Source organism: Pelagimonas sp. (assembly GCF_050633425.1).
Taxonomy (GTDB): domain Bacteria; phylum Pseudomonadota; class Alphaproteobacteria; order Rhodobacterales; family Rhodobacteraceae; genus Pelagimonas.
Window position 1 is genome coordinate 1 of the sequence record NZ_JBOEGM010000022.1, and the last position, 18,150, is coordinate 18,150.

Consider the following 18,150-nt stretch of genomic DNA (forward strand, 5'->3'; position numbering starts at 1 on the left):
AATTTGCAGGATTGGGATTGCACATCAATTCTTGGCCGCCAAAGGCTGACCTATGACATCAGTACTCCACAATGCTCCGCTATGTCGTCAGAGCGGGAGCCAGTCAGATACTCAACAAGTAAGTAAAACCCGTATTATGGGCTGTTCATTGGATTGAGCGGAAACGATTTTCCAGCGTCACGAATATTTCCATTTTTGTAGGTTTCATAAGAAAGTCAAAGGGTTAGTAAAAATTGGCCATGAGAGAAATATGGCTTCTGTGGCGGTTCCGTAGGCCACAACTTTTCGCAGAACCGAAGCTGACATCCTTAGAGACTTCTTCATTTTCGCCACTATTTGGTATGTTATAACCTAACATCACATGTTACTTCGTCACCGAATCTTTCTAAGTTTTCGGAGATATCGAATGTTAAAATCCTTGAGCGCGGCAGTATCTATAGCTTTCCTCGTTTCCGCAGGGCACGCCGGGGCAGAAACCAAAACTAGCGTGACGCTCGCCTCTCCTTGGGAGGTGGCGAGCTATGATCCGGCGGTTGCTGGCTTTGCGATCCAGAAGCTCCAGATCATCGAAAATCTGGTTGATGCTGATGTTACAGGGACACTTCGTCCGGGTCTTGCCACATCATGGAACGCGTCTGAGGACGGGCTGATTTGGGAGTTTTCGTTGCGTGAAGGTGTCCTGTTTCATGATGGCACCTCATTTGACGCGAATGCGGCAGTTTTTGCGCTTAGCCGCGCGTGGGACCAACCCGGTGTTCTTAAAAAGGCTCCGATCTCAGACATCTCGGCGCACAATGGCAAGGTTGTAATAACGCTAGAAACGCCGTTTGCAGCTTTGCCTGCGTTTTTGGCTCATGCCACGACAATCATTCCGGCCGCTGCGGCCTTTGATGACGAGGGCATGCCTTCGGCGTTGATCGGCACTGGGCCCTTTAAAGTGAGCGCGTTCACGCCGCCGCAAAGTATTACGCTGGTCCGCAATGAAGCCTATTGGGGCGAAAAAGCGAAACTTGAGACAGCAACCTATTTGGCTGCAGGACGGGCTGAAACGCGCGCGCTGCTTGCAGAAAGTGGAGATGCAGACATTGTCTTTACGCTCGATGCTGCCGGGTATTCCCATCTGGAACATGTTGATACAATTGAAACGTCTGCTGTGCCAATCCCACGTGTTGTTGCGTTAAAGGTAAACGCGGGTCACCCGTTCTTTAATGACCCCAAAGCCCGCCAGGCCCTCAGCCTTGCTATTCCACGCGATGGCATTGCACGGGCAATTACGCGGTTCCCCGAAGCCGCAGCAAATCAGCTGTTCCCACCAGCATTGAGTGGCTGGCATTCTGCTGAGGTTGAACCGCTTCGGACAGATCTAGACGCCGCAAAAACCTTACTGGCTGATCTCGGTTGGGTTGCGGGTGACGATGGTATTCTGACACGCGACGGTGAACGGTTTTCCATCACTCTGAGGACGTTCCCAGATCGCCCTGAGTTGCCGCTTATCGCGACTGCCTTGCAAGACCAATGGCGTGACATCGGCATTGAGTTGGAGGTGAGTGTTGCCAGCTACTCTGAAATCCCTGCGGGGCATCAGGATGGCTCTTTGCATGTCGCCCTTTATGCGCGGAACTATGGCCTGACGCCTGATCCCATTGGCTCAGTTCTTCAGGACTTTGGCCAAGGCGGCGGAGATTGGGGCGCTATGGGGTGGGAAAACCAAGACGTTGCCGAGGCATTGCGCGTTATTGCGTCAACGTCTGATCAGGACCAGCGCCAAGCCAGCATCGCAACGGTGGCAAGCGTTTTGCAGCAAGAGCTGCCGGTTATCCCTGTTGTCTGGTATCAGCACACCGTTTCTATTGCGAAAGACCTTCAAGGTGTCGTGATTGATCCGCTACAGCGCAGCTATGGCCTCAGCAACATGTACTGGGCCGATTAATCTATGACCGATTTCTTTAAGTCGGTCTTTGCAGTCCTCGCCGCGCGGGGGCTGCAAGCCGTAATTGTCGCTATTATTGTTGGCATTGTCAGCTTTGCCATGATGCAGGCTTTGCCAGGTGACGCAGCCTATCGCATTGCGGCTGGTCGCTATGGTTATGATATGATGGATGCCGCCGCGGCTGAGGCTGTCCGTGTCGAGCTTGGGTTAAACAACCCGTGGTTTGTTCAGCTGGGGGATTGGCTTGGTCAATTGGTTCAGTTCGATCTGGGGAATTCGTTGGTTTACGGCACGCCTGTTGTCGACGAAATCGCAACGCAACTTGGTTACTCGTTGCTGTTGGCCGGAGGGGCAATTGTCACGTCGCTCGCGATTGCATTGCCGGTTGGGATTGTCACAGGGCTAAACCCAAATGGTGTATTGGATCGCGTGACCATGGGGCTTTCGGTTTTCCTGCGCGCAGTTCCAGCATTTGCGCTCGGGATTGTCTTGGTTCTGATTTTCGCTGTGAAACTCAAGCTGTTTCCCGTTGCTGGTTTTCGTGGGTTTGAAAATCTGATTTTGCCATCGTTTACCCTTGGCATCGGCTTGGCGGCTGTCTCTAATCGGGTTGTACGTGATGCAGTTGTTGATGCCATGACGTCAGATTGGCACATGTTCGCCCGCACAAAAGGACTGTCCGCCCGTTTTGCTCTCATTCGGCATGTGCTGCGCAACGCCTCGTTGCCAGTGGTGACCTATGTTGGCGTGCAGCTGGCTTATCTGATCGAGGGGGTTGTCATTGTTGAAACCGTCTTCGCCTGGCCCGGAATTGGCCATGCGCTTGTTCACGCAATCTTTGGGCGTGACATCGCGATGGTTCAGGGCACCGCTCTGACGCTTGGGCTGCTTTATGTTGCGCTCAATCTTTGCGTCGACCTCGCCTGTCGCGGCATCGATCCACGGGAAAGGGCCTTGTAATGGAGCAAGTCAACACACTCTCTGCCCCCATCACACCGATAAAACGACAATCAGCTCAGTTGCTGGGATATGCTTTGATGACATGTTTGGTCGTCGCAGCGATTGGAGGGCCTGATTTAATTGGTATTGACCCGGCCAAGCAATCGTTGTTGGCGACGCTGGAACGCCCAAGCTTTGCGCATCCACTTGGGACCGACCATTTGGGGCGGGATATGACAGCCCGCCTCTTGGCAGGGGCGCAACTTTCCCTCTCTTTGGCCTGTCTTTCTGTGATCACCGCCGGTCTTCCCGGCACTATCTTGGGCGTCCTTGCCGCATGGTTTGGCGGATGGACCGACCGAATTTTGGGCGCTTTTGCTGATGCCGTTCTAGCGCTGCCCGGACTGTTGCTTGTTCTGATGCTTGCAGCGATTTCCCCAGGATCTTGGTGGGCGCTTTATGCCGGTATTTCTTTGACACTGTGGGTTGAGTACTTTCGCTACACACGTCAGCGGGCGCGGATCGTTCTGGCGGAACCTTCGGTCGAAGCGTCACGCATGCTTGGCTTAGGGCCATGGCTTTTGCTGCGCCGACACTTGATTCCCGAAATCGGACCTGGCCTTTTGACAATTGCGGCGTTTGGCGCTGCGACCGCCGTCACGTCTGTCGCGGCACTTGGTTTTGTCAGCGTTGGCATTCGTCCACCGACCGCAGAGTGGGGCGTCATGATGACCGAACTCTTGCCATATTGGCGCGAGGCCCCGTTTCTTATCCTTCAGCCTGTTGTCTGCCTGGTCATCACCGTTCTTGCGCTACATCTATCCGTTGGAGGCTTGCGACGCCCATGAACTTTTCTATCGAAGTTAAGGCCCTGTCCGTTTTTGCCGGGTCAACCCGCCTGATGGGACCGGTCAGTTTTCATATTCGGCCGGGTGGTACGCTTGTTGTGATGGGCGAAACCGGTGCAGGCAAAAGTTTGATCGCGCAGGCCATTTTGGGCACATTGCCAAGTGCATTAAGGGCCGACGGCGAAATAATTGTCGACGGTCGTCGCGTCGATCAGCTCCCCATTGCCGAGCGGGCCAAGCTCTGGGGGCGCGAGATTGCGACCCTGCCACAAGAACCTTGGCGCGCATTGAACCCTTTGATGCGTTCCTTTCGGCAAGTCAAAGAGACCCATCTTTTTGTGGCTGGTCGCAATCCCCAAGAGGCTGCAAGTGAAACAGGGCAAGCATTTGAAACGCTTAGTTTAAAGGGCGCTGAAAACCGTCTGCCCGGAGCACTGTCGGGCGGTATGGCACAGCGTGTGGCCTTTGCCGCGGCAACCGCAGCCAATGCGCCAATCCTTTTGGCAGATGAGCCAACAAAGGGGCTTGATGCAGAACGTCACCGTAAGGTGGTCGATCTATTGGCGGAAGTCCCGCAAAATGGCGGCACACTCTTGGCTATCACACATGAGGTCTCTGTTGCCCGAAGATTGGGTGGCGAAATATTGGTTCTTCGGGATGGCGATTTGGTTGAGCAGGGGATGACGAAGTCCGTGCTCAATGCTCCCTCTGATCGCTACACCCAGTCACTTTTGGATGCCGATCCACAGAACTGGCCAGAAAACGCGCCAAGAGAGGTCGGAGAAACGGTCTTACGCGTCCAAGATCTTGCGGTTGCGCGAGGAAACAAACGCTTGTTCGAGGGTTTTAATCTTGACCTGCGCACAGGTGAAAAAGTTGCCCTGACAGGCCCAAGTGGCATCGGGAAAACAACCTTGCTGGATGCGATTGGGGGGCTTTTGAAACCTGAGTCAGGTCATGTGTCGCGCCAAGGAGCGCTTTCCAAGAATAGCATTCAAAAGCTCTATCAGGATCCCCCCGCCGCATTCCCTAACCGCGTACGCCTCATCCATACTCTTCAAGATGTCGCGCGGCTGAACAACACGGGTTGGCCTGACGTGCTCCAAACCCTTGAGCACCTTGGCATTCACCCGTCCCTGTTGGAGCGACGACCAGATGAGGTGTCGGGCGGCGAACTGCAAAGGATATCCATTGCGCGGGCGCTCACCGTAAAACCAAAAATCATCTTGGCGGATGAGCCGACGTCGCGTCTTGATCCGATCACGCAGCGCGAAACATTGGCAATGTTAGATCGCATAGCAAGTGATGAGCAGATCGCCATCATTCTTGTCACGCATGATCAGAACATTTCAACGAAATGGGCCGACCGGGTGATCTCATTGGTGTGAACAGTCGAGATGGCGGAGCAAAAGGCCGCCATCTCGACACAGCGATAGGTGGCTGTGGCTGTCCCTAAGTTACGTCAGGATCGCCTTTTCTGGAAAACTGCGGGCGCGGTCCGGTTTTGTAAACATCAATTCAATGGGCGTGTGTCAAAGCCGAATTGCAGCATTGATGGCCGTTTTTCAACATCTTGTGGGTCACCAAGTGGTACCGCCGCCCGCAACGTCGCCCTAAACCCTGCATCTTCCAAAACCTGCCCAAATGAGGAACTCTGGGTGCTCCGTAAGGCGGGCAATTCTGCTTGGGCTAGAAACCCAAAATCTTCTACAGCCGTATGTGTTTCAGCAGGTGTTAAAAACATGATCATTCGATCGCGCCCAAAGCTGTCATCGGTGATGCGCAAAAGCCCCTGCTTCAGCGTGTCACCCGGCTGCAGACGCCCGCTAAACATATGTGTGATGGAGTAATCGCTACCAACGTAAAGGACGTTCAAGTCAACAGGGCCAACCTCTCGATTATTTACTATAATATGCACTTCATCGCCAGGAATGAGGCGCGGGATTGGAACGGGGGGAAGGGCGGTAAGTTCAGGCTGCCCATTTACCCGGCTCTGTAATGAAACGGTCACGTCGAGGGACGTATTTGACACGCCTGAGCCGAGTTTCAGTAGGTTTTGCACTTTGGCGATCTGAGTAAAAGTGTCCGCCAAGTCCAGCGCGAGTTGATCAACCGATTTTCCGGAAACGGTGATTTTTGGACTGCGGGCAAGATCACTTGCAGCCATGAAATCACTGTCTTTCGAAACGACAATATTGCCGGTGTCAGGTTGGACCGTAAGGCGGAGATCGGCCGGATCGCTTGGGGGAACAAAGCTTATTCGATGAGGCAACAGGTCGATCTGCTTGGCATAGTCCAACGCTTCTTTTAAAACTGCGGCATCGCCCTTTGTTGGATCCGGCATCGCAATTGTCATCGCGAAACTGACCGCCTCATTCAGCCTGCGCGCATAGGCCCCTTTGGGCAGGTCCGCGTGTGTCAGCTTGGGCGCTGATCCGTCCAAGACAAGGGCGAGCTTGGCCTTGAAAGTGTCGACTTGATCCACTTGGGCATATGTCAGAGCATCGGCCAGTGCCTCCGCAGGAGACGCCAAAATCGCCACCCGCTCTCCTTGCTCTAACCTATGAAGGCGGCCTGCTGGCACGCTTAATGTGCCGTCTTCAGAGATTTCAATCGGCCATTGAAAAACGCTTTCGACCTCTCCGTAACCAAACACCGGCTGGTCAAGATCACCAACAAACATGGGGGTTGATTGCGCCCGCCGTTCGGTTGCGTATTTTCGCAAGACCTCTTGGCCGAGCTGGCGATAGGAAATGCCCGGCGACGTGGCCAGAGTTTCAAAAACTGTATATGTAAAAACCCCCTGCGAACGCCGACCGGGTTTCCCGCGCGGCAAACGTTTTTCGGGAGTGGTTTCATTCGACTGCGCCGCATAAAATGCGATGAAATCCCCCGGAGTCGATGTGTCGAATTCTGCAAGTTCAACTGGCGCGTCGTCTTGTTCGCGTGGGTTGACTGACCGTGTCAGACCACGCGCCATTGCGTCGTCGAGTGCGTCGTCTGGCACGCCCAAAGCCCGAGGTGCCAACTTGCGTAAACGAACATCATCTGTTGCCGAAGCGGCCCGCGTGACAGTCCCGGAATGACAGCTGTCAAACACCGCCCATACTGTCGCGCCGGTCGATCTTAAGCGGGCAATCATGGCACCGATTTCATCGTCGACAAGTGCGTTTTCAACCGTGCCGACGGTGTCGCTCCAAAGCCCAATGTCGGTTGGCAAAAACAGCTCGTCTAAACCGTCCAATTCGCTGGCTTGGTCAAAGGCCGGAGCCTGTGTCCCGTGGCCCGAAAAATGCAGATAGACGAAATCATCAGGTTGGAGCCGGGCCGCAAGCGCGGCCATTTCGGCGCGAATATTCGCCAAGGTCGGGTCATTCCCCCCGGCAACGCCATCCGCCAACACGGTGATGTTTTCCGGGTCAAATGGCACGGTCTCATTTAGCGTTAAGAAGGTGCGGACCAAATCAACGTCGTTCGCCGGGCCGACCAACCAATAGCGTTCATCCAGATTGGGATAGCTCGATGCGCCAATCAGCAAGGCGTGGTTTTCACGTGCAAAGACCGGGGGGGTAAAGCTGAGGGCAAGCGCAGCCAACCCGGCAAGAAAAGACAAGGGGCGCATGGCAAAAATCCCTTAATTGCTCATCATTGAATAACGTCCGCCGAGTGCTGCTTCATTGACCACGGTGATTGAATAGCTATCGTTTTGTTTGGGGTGCCAGCCGCAATAGGCCACGGCACTAATATCGGTGTCAGAACAAACAAGCCGCTTTTTGGCATCGTGAACCAGCAAATTTAGATCGGTACCAGAGGCTCCTTCGACATAGATTTCCGCGTATTGCCCGCCGGTAAAAATGATGCCCGGATAGGTATCGCGGCCTTTGGCTTTGATCTGAACGATGGAATAGACCGGCCCGCTTTTAACGCCCTTGGTCCGATATGCTTTGATGTCTTCCGCCAATCCTTCTAACGCCGGATCCCCCTGAATGAGAGGCTCTGCAGCGGCCAACATTGTCTTCGCGTCCAACAGAGGTTCGGACTGTTCGGTTTTGCCACCTTCGGGGGCGAGCGTGCCAGCAGACAACGGAATGGATTTTCGCAATTGCGCCGCCGCTAGAATATAAAGCGGATCGCTTTGTGCGACGCCCAATTCATAAAGCGCAAAGGAGGTTTGAATTCGTTTTAGCAACGGCTGGTCTGCGATCGCGACAGAAGACAGGCTCATCAATGCGCCTGACAGAAGAACACCAAATCGGTTCATACCACGCTCCTATTCAAAATGAATTATACGTTAATCTGAGACAGGTTCGCGTTTTTAGCAAGTCAACGCGCATTCATGACAGGATTTTTCATGCTTTCCCTCTGCCTGTTCATGCTACTCACAAGGGGATATTTCAAAACTTTCAGTGATTGATCCGAACCATGACACCTTCTGACCCAGCCCGTATTTTGATTGTTGAAGATGATGGCGAAACCGCTGCGGAGGTCGCAAGGTTATTGCGTCATGAAGGGTGGACGCCTGTGCACAAAGACAGGTTGGACACAGGCATCAAGGCGGCTTTGGACAGCGATTTTGACGTCATCATTCTTGATCGGATGCTACCAGGTGGTGACGGGGTTGATGCGATTGCTCAGATCCAGGCGGGCGGCTCGTCTGCCATGATTTTGATGCTCAGCGCGCTGGGATTGCCCGCGGATCGGACACGGGGGTTGGACCGTGGCGCGGATGATTATCTGGCAAAACCGTTTGATGCACCGGAGCTTATTGCGCGTGTTCGCGCCTTGTTGCGCCGCAAGGAGGGGCAGATTGCCGAGACAGAAATCATGACCTTTGGGGCTTTACAAATTCGGCTCAAGGCCCGCCAGGTTCATGTGGGGGATCGACATGTTTCCCTTAGCCCCCGTGAGTTTGACCTGCTGTGTTTCTTTGCCAAAAACCACGGGAATGTTTTGACCCGATTGCAGTTATTGGAAGCGGTTTGGAACCTTCATTTTGATCCGCAGACCAATGTTGTCGATGTCCATGTTGGCCGGTTACGGCGCAAATTGGATGCTGCATTGGTCCGGCCCGTGCTTCACACTCAGCGCGGGGAAGGGTATCTTTTTGACCCGGACTTAAGGCCCGTGGTGAAAGGCATGTGAGGATGCGTTTCACCACGACACAACGGACAATTGCGATCTTTGCTATCGCTCTTCTTATCGTCCAGCTTATTGGAATTTCAGTACAGTTTATCACGGTGAAACGGGTGTTGACCGAGCGTTTGGAACGGCTGGTTGCCGCGGATCTACAGGGGTTTTCCGCTCTATATGATCAGCGTAGAATAATCGCTGTTCGACAGGCTATCGAGTTCCGCTTGGCGACCGATCCCGAGGCAGATGTGCTGTTGTCGCTGCATGATCGTGGCAAGGGTGAATTGGCCGGGAATGTCGGTCTCTGGGGGCAAGGACTTGAGATGCCCGCCGAAAACCAAACCAGTCCGATACAAGTGTTTTCGCATCAAGGCGGCACTTATTTGGGTGTTGTTCGTGTTCTGCGCGGAAATTTCCCGCTTTTGGTTGCGCATAGCACGTCGGATTTGGATGCCGTCCTTGGCGTTTTGAAACAACGATCCGGTCTGCTTTTGGTGGTGGTTTTGGCCATTTCCGGGGCCGCAGCCATGATATCGAATGCTGTCGTGATGCGGCGGATAAAACGCATCAATGCCTTAGCGGATCGCGTCGCCGACGGCGATTTGAGCGCGAGGCTCGCCCCTTTGGCAGCCCATGATGAATACGCCCTGCTTGAGCGGCATATCCACAAAATGCTGGATAGGATCGAGGCGTTGACGCGTTCGACCCACCATCTGAGCGACACGATAGCCCATGAACTGCGCACTCCGCTGACGCGTATTCAAAACCGGCTGATGCAACTCGATGAGCAAGACGAAAACAGTCAAGAGGCGTTGGCCGAGATGCGTCGCACTGTTCAGGTCTTTGATAGCCTGTTGCAAATCGCCAAGGCGGAATCGGGGCGCGGGGAAACGCTTGATTTGGTGCCGCTTGATTTGTCGCAACTCTGTGTCGATTTGACCGAGCTGTATACGCCGCTGGCTCAGGAACATGGCATGATCGTGAATGCGGATATCGCCCAAAATCTCATGATCTTGGGCGACAGGAATCTGGTGGCACAGCTCTTGTCCAATTTGATCGACAACGCCATCAAATTTTGTGGGGAAGGTGCTGAAATAAAAGTGTCTTTGAGCGCTCAGACGCGGCACCATTGCCTGACGATTTCCGATAACGGGCCTGGCCTTCCAGACGGGTTCTCAGAGCAAATATTTGATCGTTTTTCGCGGGCTGCTCCCAATGCGTCGGGGCATGGTTTGGGCATGGCGTTGGTTCAGGCCATTGTTCTGCGCCATGGTGCCAAGCTGTTTCTCCCCCCCGCCGAAAAAGGTTTTGAGATTCAAATTCATTGGCCTACACTACCCGACAAACCTTGATTTCCCCGAGAGGTGTCTGTGGATTTGCGCCCTAAGATTCTGAAATTAATTACGTTTTCACTCCTTCTTTTGGCGGGGTGCGCGGTGACAAATGCCCCGATCAATAGGCCAAAACAAGACGGGCAAAACGCGCCGATTGTGCGGGTTGGAAACCGTGATTTGCCTCAGGACGATTTGTTCATTGGCTTGGCGTTTTCCGGCGGTGGTATGCGGGCTTCGGCCTTTGCTCATGGGATGTTGGAAGCGTTGCAAGACGTTGGGCAAACACCGCAAAATCCGCATGGGCTGTTGCCGCATGTACGGCTGGTCACCGGTGTTTCAGGCGGCTCAGTGACAGCGGCGCATTTTGGTTTGACTGGGCCCAAGGGTGTTCAGGGCTACCGCGAGCGGTTCCTGATCACAAACGCCGAAAAGTATATGGCCAACAAGGCCTATAACCCTCTCACGATTGCGCGTGGATTGTCAGGGGGGGCCAATGGCCGTGCCACCTTTGGCCGCTATCTGGATGAGACCCTGTTTCACAACGCGACATTTGGCGATTTGGCAAAGCGGTCTGACATTCTAACGTGGATCAATGCCGCGGATGTCGCCAGTGAAACCAGTTTTTTGTTCTCGCCGGAAACCTTTGACGCACTGTGCAGTGACCTCTCTGCGCTGCCCTTGTCCGAGGCGGTTTCGGCCTCGGCGGCTTTCCCGTTGGTGTTTAGCCCTATTGTTCTCAAGGCGCATGCCAAACAATGCAATTACCAAGAGCCCGACTGGCTGACTGCGGCGCGCTACAATCCAGAAGCCACCGCAACCATGAAGGCCCATGGCCAGGTCTTGGAAAGCTATGCAAACGCCGATGATGTGCAATATATCAAGCTTTTGGATGGTGGCATAACCGACAATTTCGGCACGATCGCGCTTTCTGTTGCGCGGGCAAAATCGCAAAACCAATACGGGCCTCTGACCGAAGAACAGGCCGTACGGGTGCGAAACTTCCTGTTTCTCGTGGCCAATGCCGGGGTTGAGAAAGACCCGGCTTGGGCCAATCGTCAAAAAGGGCCGGGGGGTGTCGGATTGGCGCGGGCGATTGTCCAGAGTGCGATGAAGTCCGCAACGCGAACGGCCTATGATGCCATGCGGCTCACGCTTGAAGATTGGCATGCAGATGTGATTGAGTTCCGGTGCAGCCTTCCCAGAGCGCGGGTCAAAAAGCTTCGGGGCACCTTGCAGGGTTGGGATTGCAAAGACGTGAAATTGTTTGTCGGCGTCGCGTCATTTGACGAGTTTCCAGATGACATGAGAGATGAACTCAACACCATCCCGACGCGTCTCAAATTGAAGGTTGATCAGGTGGATATGGCGATTGAAGCAGGGCGTAGGGCAACCCGTATGAACCCTGAATTTAATGGGCTTATCCGTGCGGCCGGTCTGGCAGGGCCAGTGCTCGCAGCCGATGGAGCCACGCAGATCACGCCGACGCGGATTTCTCCTATTCGCAACTGACATGTTGGAAACACCAGCTAGAAATACCAGTTAAAATAACAGGGGTTTGGCGCTTTGTGACAGCTTTGTTCATTTGCCCAACCTTGGTGCAGCTGGCTAAACTGGGGCAAAGAAACGCTTGAACCCAAGGCCGATATCCATGCGCCATCAGAAAGCTTTTTCAAACCTCCTGCACCGTGCCATTGGTGTGTTGCGCAAGCTGCTGCCCGGCGCGCTCGCTTTGCATTTTGGGTTTTGGCTGGTGTTTTTCTTGCACAGCTATGGTGGCCACCGCGGGGCCGGGGCGTTTCTAGATGTCGTAACAACCGCTTTGATTTTGACATGGTATTCGATCAAGGAATTTGGGGTTGAAACGTTGGTATGGGGCGGCGTTTTGATCGCGACTTGGCGTTTTTTCAATGCTGTAGGGAGGTCTTCAGAATGAACCGCATTGTCCGTAGCCTCGTCGTTTTGACTTCGTTACTATTGCCGATGGACGTGTCGGCCCAGCAAAAATTGACTGAATTTCAATCTTTGATCGGGGATCCGGGCAGGGGGTTCACCGCGTCACAAAACCTGTTGGATCGTAGCTTTGCCGCGCATTTGCATAGCGGTTCAAAGCCATTGCAATTGCAGGAACTGGATGCGCTGGGCGCGGCCTATGATCCGAGGTCCGACACTCCGTATTCTGCGGGAATGATGTATTACCACTTGGCCTATCCGGTTTCGTTGTTGCGAAAAACCGAGACAGGCGGCGATGAAATTATTGCCCGGATGATTGAGGCACGCATTCGCTGGCTTGCGGGGGACACAGAGGCGGCGCGCTTTCAGATCGAGGATTTGGTCACCCAGTTCGCAGCCATTGGCGGCACCGATGATCAGATGGTTTCGATCTTGGCGGATGCCGCCATTCTGGCATGGCGAGACGGTGACGTTAAGGTTGCGCAACAGTATTTGACCCGTGCTCAAACCTGTGGTCAGCCCAGGTGTCCAACTGATTTTGTATTCGACTGGCTTGGTCCAAATCGAAGGGCATTAAAGCGGCCATTTGAACAGTATGACCCGGATGGGATGCGCGCTGCGGCGCTGGCCGGAACTGCGATGCTGGTGAATGCGCCTGATCGGCTGCGAGAGGAGATTACGTTAGAAGCGAACTTTGTGACGGGTGATTGGTCGCGCGAGCTGTCTTGGGCGCTTGAGGTCTCGGGCAACGCCGACAAGGCAAGGGCCAATGACAAAAAACGCGTCCGCCTCATTGCGGACCGTATGTTGGATGCGCATCCGATGGCCGGGTTCTTGCTGGGACATGCAAGCGTGGCTGCGGAGGTTGATAACCTGCTGACACCACAAGGCAACCTGTCACATGACGCGCTGTTGGGCCGGGATGTGACCTATATCGGCACGTCGCTTTGGACCTCGGCGATCATCGGACGATGGCCGATTTTGCACGATCTTTATCTCGGTTCAGACAGGCCCCAAGATGTCATCTTTGCCCATGTTATTAAGGCGCGTCTTGTCATGTTTGACGGCGATATGGAACGAGCGCTTGGGCTTTTGACTGCAATATTGGCCGATGCCCGCGCCCAGGGGTTTTCCGATGCACAGCTTCATTCCATCCTGATGGATCAATGGGCAGCGGCCGTTCTCGCCAAGAATACCGACATTGCGACCCAAGCAAAGGCTGCGGTTCAAGCCTGTCTTCAAACGGAGTGCAAAGCCGATATCGTTCAGACCGTGGCCTCTCGTTACTTCAACCTGCCATCTACCGTTTACCCTCAGGGCGTCGCGGGCCTGACGCAGGCCTCTGCGGATCAGTTTTTCCGAGATGTCTTTCCCGGAGACCTTTTGAAACTCGCCGACCTCTATAGCCGTGGGTCAACCAGAAGCGCCGACCTGCCGCTTGATGATGCGCGCGATAGCGTCACCGGGTTTGAATTCGCCGAACAGGTTGCGGGTCTGCCGATGTCGGATTTGATTGATCGGGCCAGTAAAACGATGGATGCGCTTTTGACCGCAGGCCAATACCGTCAAGCGGTCAGCATTGGCGACAGGACTGAGACGCGCGCTCGCGATGTGTTGGCTGAGTCTGAGCTCACTGTTAGCTTTCAAGCCAAGCGGGCTCGGGCGGCATCGCGGTTGGGCGACGCGCGTGCGCAAGAGTTTTACCAAGCTGCGGTTCAGGGCATATTGGAAATGCAAGAGCTGGATTACAGCCACCAGAATTTGAGCGATGACCTGGCTCTGGATCTGCTTGATACGACGTTCGATACGGTTTTGTTGGCGCTGATTGAGGGGCTGTCTGACAAAGACGATATTCGCGCCCGTGTCGAATTTCGCCGCGGAAATATGGCGCAAGCTGCCGATTTATACCGCGCCTTTCGACACAGATATGAGCTGCAGGTCTCCGGCGAAGATTTACAATCCTACCAATTTGACAGCCCACAAACCTATGCCCGTGATCCAAAATTGCGGGCCATGGCTTTGCAAGAAGCGCATTACCGGAACGCGCTGGGCGAGACCCAAACCGCCGATCTGCTGCAGGCACTGGGAACCACGCCAGAATGGCCCGGTCAGTGGCCTGATCTTGATGCGCCTGTTCCGGCCCATGTCTTGGCACATTTTAAGAAGACCACAACAGGGTTTTCTGGAGCCATGAGCCACATTCGTCCGGCGTTTGAGTTTCGTGATCGCGGTAATTACCAAGGGGCCGCCGCGTGGATGCGCGATATGGCTTGGGTGGCGCAGGGGGCAGAGCAGCGCGGAACCTATGAAGATGCGCAGGTGTTGTGGCAAATGGCGTTTACCTTTGCCCGTGCCGGCGACACAGCCATTGCGTTTGATCTTATGGATCGCGCTGCGAATATTGCGGCCAGGCTGTCGTTTGAAGGCGCAGGCGAAGGGACGCTGCAATTGCTAGAGCGAGATCGCTGGAGGTATTTGCTGTTTGTTGACATTGCTTGGGGCGCAGTGAGCGGGACGGTTCCCGATCAGATGCTTGTTGTATCACGCTATTGATCTGTGGTTACTGCGTTGCGCCGCCATCACCGACCAAGACAAACGGGGCCCAAGCCGAAGGATGCGCCAGAGACGGACTGCGGCTTTGGGTGATCAGATCCAGCATCGAGAGTCGCAAGGCCTGCGATTTTCCCAGCGACGGATTTTGCTGCAAACGCGCCAGTGTCTCTTTGGTCAAGATGGCTGCGACGTCATCGCGCACGGGCCAATGCGACACCAAAATGGACCGCGCTCCGGCAAATAGGAACGCCCGTGCCAAACCTGACAGCCCTTCTGCTCCGGGTGTGCCATCACCCGAAGCCGTATTACACGCAGAGAGAATGACCCAATCGGCGTTTAGCTTAAGCTTGGCGGCCTCTGATGCCGTGAGCAGCCCATCATCAAGGATCGTTCCGTTGCGCGGAGGCGTTAAGGCCAAAGCAGGTTCGGCCAGCCCCGAAAAATCTCCGGTGATCAGCCCGTGTGTGGCAAAAGAAATAATAGCGGTTTGTTCAAGCGCGGCCGATTTGACGCGCGCTTCGGTCGCCTGATCGCCGGTGAAAACCTGTGCTCGGGTCGGGCCAAACAGTTCGGCGATGTCGCGCAGCTCGCGGGCGGTTCCGGGCAAGGGCGGTAGGCTGCGCACAGCATCGGTAAGCGTTCCCTCATCGCCGAAAAACGCTCCCATTGCGCGTGAGACAGGTTTCGCATGTGCCTGTGCGCCGCCAAAATCCGGGTCACCGAACCCAACAAAGCCAGAAACCTGCGCGCCCTCAGTAGGTTTTTCCGTTGAAGCTCGGATGCTGGGAAGGCTGGAAACCCCTGGCAACGTTGTGAACGCGAAGCGGTTGATCATCCACGCCGCATTTGAAAACGTCGTGGATGCATCGGGTTTGTCTGTCACCAAAACAGCAAGCGGGAGGCTGGATAGGGCTCCGTCTTTGACGACAAAGAGGTGGTCGACCTCATCCAAAGCCGGCAGCACCGGAGCAAGCAATTGCGTAAAAAGAGCATTGGCTTGCACGAGGTCGAAGGTCGGCCCGGCTATCGCAGATGGTGCCGAAAGTGGAACAGCCGCCCGCACGGGCGCCGTCGGATCGAGGTCCGCTCGCAAATTTCGGATGCGGTCGGTTAGATCAGCAGCCGAAATATCCGCCCGGTGCCACGCATGCCCCTTGTGGGAAACGGCCCAGACATAGGTGCCAAACGGGGCGCTCAGGAACAAGACAAGCCCCTCATTGGGCGCAAGATGTTTTCTGAGCTGTTGGTAGTTCAGGGGCTTTGGATTGGAAAATTCTGCGTAATGGGGGAATTTTTCGCGAATCTCAGCGTCTTTATCAAAGAGCTCCTGCTCTGACTTTTGAAGCGCTGCACGTGTGCCTGCCCCCGCGTTTCGAACAGCGTAAAGTGATTTGGCTTCGGCCACATCCGCTTCGATCTGTTGCCTGTCACGAATGAGTTGCGCCAATGGTCCGTCACCAACCGCGGCACGTGCCCCCATTTGCGCCACGGCACGTGCGGCCTTGGTGGCCATGATCCATTGTGCCCCTTCAAAGGCGCGCGCGCTCATCTGGGTGCCAAAGTCGTCTTGCTGGGCCTGCGCCGACGTGCATAGCAGAAAGGCGCAGGCCCCAAATAGGATGGATTTCAATGGCATGTCATCGCTCAAACCCCGGTGCGGGCATCAGAATACGCTGTCCAAGCCGTTGATTGTGAAAACTTAAAAACATGCGCCGTTGCGTGCATAGATGCACATCCGGCGTGAGCTTTGTGCCGCCACATCTTCAATGACCCCTGTCAGCGCGTCATCGCCTTCGGCAAGCTTTTTGGCCGCTGCGATCATGTCTTCTTGGGTGGTGAATTCGGCGCTGGGCGCAGCAGACGCGCCATCAAGTGTCGCGCGCAACCGTACCGCTGCGAGGATCAACACGGGCTCTCCCCGCGCTTGTCCCAAAGCCATCAATTGTTCTGACATTGTGATTTGCGCCATGGCCTCGGGTGTCAAATCGGCCTCTTCTGCGTGAACGGCCAGGACCGACGAAAGAGACAAAACCCCTGCAATCAAGAACGTTTTCATATGTTTTTCTCCAATAAATTAGATCGTACCGGGATGGTAAACGCTGCAATTTCACACAACAACAGTCTTTGAGGTCACCTGAGAATTCTAACAGCCATTGTCATCCAATCGGGGGGATCGGCGTCGCTCGGCATTTCTTTGGGGGGTGGATGCCTGCGCTTTGTGACGACCACCAACCAATCACAGAGCGACCTGATGCGCGTTTCGACGGGCTTGTTGCGAAAATGGCAGGCCAAAGGATTGGCCCAAGGCCTCGGTTCTTCACTTTGGGACCGTCGCATTTGAAACCGTCTGGTGGTGACCTGCGGCTTTTGGTGATCTATAGTTATTGACGTCCGGGCACCCCTGCACGTATTTGCTGTGTTAGCGGAAACATTCCTCCGAAAGGATCTGAAGATGATCTTGTGTTGCGGTGAAGCGTTGATCGATATGATCCCAACGCCCACAAAAGATGGACCAGACGGATTTGTCCCCCATACGGGCGGTGCGGTTTACAATACGGCCGTCGCGCTTGGGCGACTTGGGTGTCAGCCCGCAATGCTGACCGGGCTTTCGACCGATATGTTTGGCCAACAGCTCAAAGCAGGCCTTGAGGCAAGCAAAGTCGCGACGAACCTGGTGGTCGAGGCGGATCGTCCGACCACGCTGGCGTTTGTTCAACTGCGCAATGGTCACGCGACCTATAGTTTTTACGATGAAAACTCAGCCGGGCGGATGCTTGAACTGCAAGACATGCCTGATGTGCCGGACGACGCAGAGATGCTGTATTTCGGCGGCATCAGCTTGGCGTGCGAGCCGGGAGCAGACGCCTATGCGGACTTCTTGGCGCGAAACGGCGCGTCTCATGCGGTGATGATCGACCCCAACATTCGCCCTGGCTTTATCCAGGACGAAGCCCGCTACCGGGCCCGTTTGGACAAAATGCTGGGCTTGTCTGACATCATCAAGGTTTCGGACGAAGATCTGGATTGGATTGTGCAAGGCGAGGCTGGTTTGGATGAAAAGGCCGCTGCGCTTTTGCAAAGCGGGGCGTCTCTGATCATTGTGACCAAAGGCGGGGATGGCGCATCTGGCTATCTTGCCGATGGCAGCCAGGTTTCGGTTCCGGTCACCAAAGTGCAGGTCGTGGACACTGTCGGCGCAGGCGACACCTTCAATGCCGGCGTATTGGCCAAGCTGTCCGAACTGGAGCTGCTGTCCAAAGCCAGCTTGAAAAACATGTCTGCCGAACAGGCCGAAACGGCTTTGGCTTTTGGTGCAAAAGTTGCGGCGGTGACCGTATCCCGTGCCGGGGCCAATTCGCCTTGGGCCCATGAGCTAACGTAACGAACATCCTGACGCCGAGTGGCAAATTCAGGCCGGATTTGTTGTGATGCAACTGCCCCCTTCGCATCCGGGGCGGGGGCTGTT

14 protein-coding genes are annotated in these 18,150 nt (G+C 54.9%); 10 read left to right on the forward strand and 4 right to left on the reverse strand.

Going from position 1 to position 18,150, the window contains the following annotated elements; all coding sequences use genetic code 11:
* Positions 1-406 precede the first annotated feature (406 nt).
* From ACRBB0_RS18560 to ACRBB0_RS18575, 4 genes are read left to right on the forward strand one after another with little or no spacing between them, the layout of a single operon-like run.
* Positions 407-1,930 carry an ABC transporter substrate-binding protein gene (locus tag ACRBB0_RS18560; protein ID WP_431375954.1) on the forward strand — a complete coding sequence of 508 codons (1,524 nt, stop codon included), beginning with the start codon at positions 407-409 and terminating at the stop codon, positions 1,928-1,930.
* A gap of 3 nt (positions 1,931-1,933) precedes the next feature.
* Positions 1,934-2,890: an ABC transporter permease gene (locus ACRBB0_RS18565; RefSeq protein ID WP_431375955.1), complete on the forward strand. Its 957-nt coding sequence runs from the start codon at positions 1,934-1,936 to the stop codon at positions 2,888-2,890.
* Complete coding sequence (locus tag ACRBB0_RS18570) at positions 2,890-3,717, forward strand: ABC transporter permease (protein ID WP_431375956.1); 828 nt, start codon at positions 2,890-2,892, stop codon at positions 3,715-3,717. The genes ACRBB0_RS18565 and ACRBB0_RS18570 overlap by 1 nt, the downstream gene beginning before the upstream one ends.
* Positions 3,714-5,105: an ABC transporter ATP-binding protein gene (locus tag ACRBB0_RS18575; protein ID WP_431375957.1), complete on the forward strand. Its 1,392-nt coding sequence runs from the start codon at positions 3,714-3,716 to the stop codon at positions 5,103-5,105. Before ACRBB0_RS18570 ends, ACRBB0_RS18575 begins: the two co-directional genes overlap by 4 nt.
* 125 nt (positions 5,106-5,230) lie before the next feature.
* Here ACRBB0_RS18575 and ACRBB0_RS18580 read toward each other — a convergent pair whose 3' ends face one another.
* Together ACRBB0_RS18580 and ACRBB0_RS18585 are read right to left on the reverse strand one after the other, a co-directional pair.
* Positions 5,231-7,339: a caspase family protein gene (locus ACRBB0_RS18580; RefSeq protein WP_431375958.1), complete on the reverse strand. Its 2,109-nt coding sequence runs from the start codon at positions 7,337-7,339 to the stop codon at positions 5,231-5,233.
* Between the two features lie 12 nt (positions 7,340-7,351).
* On the reverse strand, positions 7,352-7,978 hold the full coding sequence (locus ACRBB0_RS18585) for a hypothetical protein (protein ID WP_431375959.1): 627 nt from the start codon (positions 7,976-7,978) through the stop codon (positions 7,352-7,354).
* Positions 7,979-8,139: 161 nt separating this feature from the next.
* On the opposite strand from ACRBB0_RS18585, the gene ACRBB0_RS18590 reads away from it, so the two are divergent.
* From ACRBB0_RS18590 to ACRBB0_RS18610, 5 genes are all read left to right on the forward strand, one after another.
* Positions 8,140-8,859 carry a response regulator transcription factor gene (locus tag ACRBB0_RS18590; protein ID WP_431375960.1) on the forward strand — a complete coding sequence of 240 codons (720 nt, stop codon included), beginning with the start codon at positions 8,140-8,142 and terminating at the stop codon, positions 8,857-8,859.
* Between the two features lie 2 nt (positions 8,860-8,861).
* Positions 8,862-10,199, forward strand: coding sequence for an ATP-binding protein (locus ACRBB0_RS18595; RefSeq protein ID WP_431375961.1), 1,338 nt, complete (start codon positions 8,862-8,864; stop codon positions 10,197-10,199).
* Between the two features lie 84 nt (positions 10,200-10,283).
* The gene (locus tag ACRBB0_RS18600; protein ID WP_431375962.1) at positions 10,284-11,690 is read left to right on the forward strand and encodes a patatin-like phospholipase family protein; all 1,407 of its coding nucleotides are present in this window, start codon (positions 10,284-10,286) and stop codon (positions 11,688-11,690) included.
* A gap of 139 nt (positions 11,691-11,829) precedes the next feature.
* A complete protein-coding gene (locus ACRBB0_RS18605; RefSeq protein ID WP_431375963.1) occupies positions 11,830-12,114 on the forward strand; it encodes a hypothetical protein in 285 nt (94 codons plus the stop codon).
* Positions 12,111-14,684, forward strand: a complete 2,574-nt coding sequence (locus ACRBB0_RS18610) for a hypothetical protein (protein WP_431375964.1) — start codon at positions 12,111-12,113, stop codon at positions 14,682-14,684. The genes ACRBB0_RS18605 and ACRBB0_RS18610 overlap by 4 nt, the downstream gene beginning before the upstream one ends.
* Positions 14,685-14,691: 7 nt before the next feature.
* On the opposite strand, the gene ACRBB0_RS18615 is transcribed toward ACRBB0_RS18610, so the two are convergent.
* Both ACRBB0_RS18615 and ACRBB0_RS18620 read right to left on the reverse strand, forming a co-directional pair.
* Positions 14,692-16,320: a CHAT domain-containing protein gene (locus tag ACRBB0_RS18615; RefSeq protein ID WP_431375965.1), complete on the reverse strand. Its 1,629-nt coding sequence runs from the start codon at positions 16,318-16,320 to the stop codon at positions 14,692-14,694.
* Positions 16,321-16,383: 63 nt separating this feature from the next.
* Complete coding sequence (locus ACRBB0_RS18620) at positions 16,384-16,740, reverse strand: hypothetical protein (protein ID WP_431375966.1); 357 nt, start codon at positions 16,738-16,740, stop codon at positions 16,384-16,386.
* Between the two features lie 396 nt (positions 16,741-17,136).
* Here ACRBB0_RS18620 and ACRBB0_RS18625 point away from each other — a divergent pair, with 396 nt between their 5' ends.
* A complete protein-coding gene (locus ACRBB0_RS18625) occupies positions 17,137-18,066 on the forward strand; it encodes a carbohydrate kinase family protein (RefSeq protein ID WP_431375967.1) in 930 nt (309 codons plus the stop codon).
* The last annotated feature ends 84 nt before the right edge of the window (positions 18,067-18,150 follow it).

Coding starts and splice junctions, on each gene's coding strand:
- ACRBB0_RS18585 (WP_431375959.1), bottom strand. CDS start 7,978: ATGAACCGATTTGGTGTTCTTCTGTCAGGCGCATTGATGAGCCTGTCT.
- ACRBB0_RS18595 (WP_431375961.1), top strand. CDS start 8,862: ATGCGTTTCACCACGACACAACGGACAATTGCGATCTTTGCTATCGCT.
- ACRBB0_RS18575 (WP_431375957.1), top strand. CDS start 3,714: ATGAACTTTTCTATCGAAGTTAAGGCCCTGTCCGTTTTTGCCGGGTCA.
- ACRBB0_RS18590 (WP_431375960.1), top strand. CDS start 8,140: ATGACACCTTCTGACCCAGCCCGTATTTTGATTGTTGAAGATGATGGC.
- ACRBB0_RS18580 (WP_431375958.1), bottom strand. CDS start 7,339: ATGCGCCCCTTGTCTTTTCTTGCCGGGTTGGCTGCGCTTGCCCTCAGC.
- ACRBB0_RS18565 (WP_431375955.1), top strand. CDS start 1,934: ATGACCGATTTCTTTAAGTCGGTCTTTGCAGTCCTCGCCGCGCGGGGG.
- ACRBB0_RS18610 (WP_431375964.1), top strand. CDS start 12,111: ATGAACCGCATTGTCCGTAGCCTCGTCGTTTTGACTTCGTTACTATTG.
- ACRBB0_RS18570 (WP_431375956.1), top strand. CDS start 2,890: ATGGAGCAAGTCAACACACTCTCTGCCCCCATCACACCGATAAAACGA.
- ACRBB0_RS18625 (WP_431375967.1), top strand. CDS start 17,137: ATGATCTTGTGTTGCGGTGAAGCGTTGATCGATATGATCCCAACGCCC.
- ACRBB0_RS18615 (WP_431375965.1), bottom strand. CDS start 16,320: ATGCCATTGAAATCCATCCTATTTGGGGCCTGCGCCTTTCTGCTATGC.
- ACRBB0_RS18605 (WP_431375963.1), top strand. CDS start 11,830: ATGCGCCATCAGAAAGCTTTTTCAAACCTCCTGCACCGTGCCATTGGT.
- ACRBB0_RS18560 (WP_431375954.1), top strand. CDS start 407: ATGTTAAAATCCTTGAGCGCGGCAGTATCTATAGCTTTCCTCGTTTCC.
- ACRBB0_RS18620 (WP_431375966.1), bottom strand. CDS start 16,740: ATGAAAACGTTCTTGATTGCAGGGGTTTTGTCTCTTTCGTCGGTCCTG.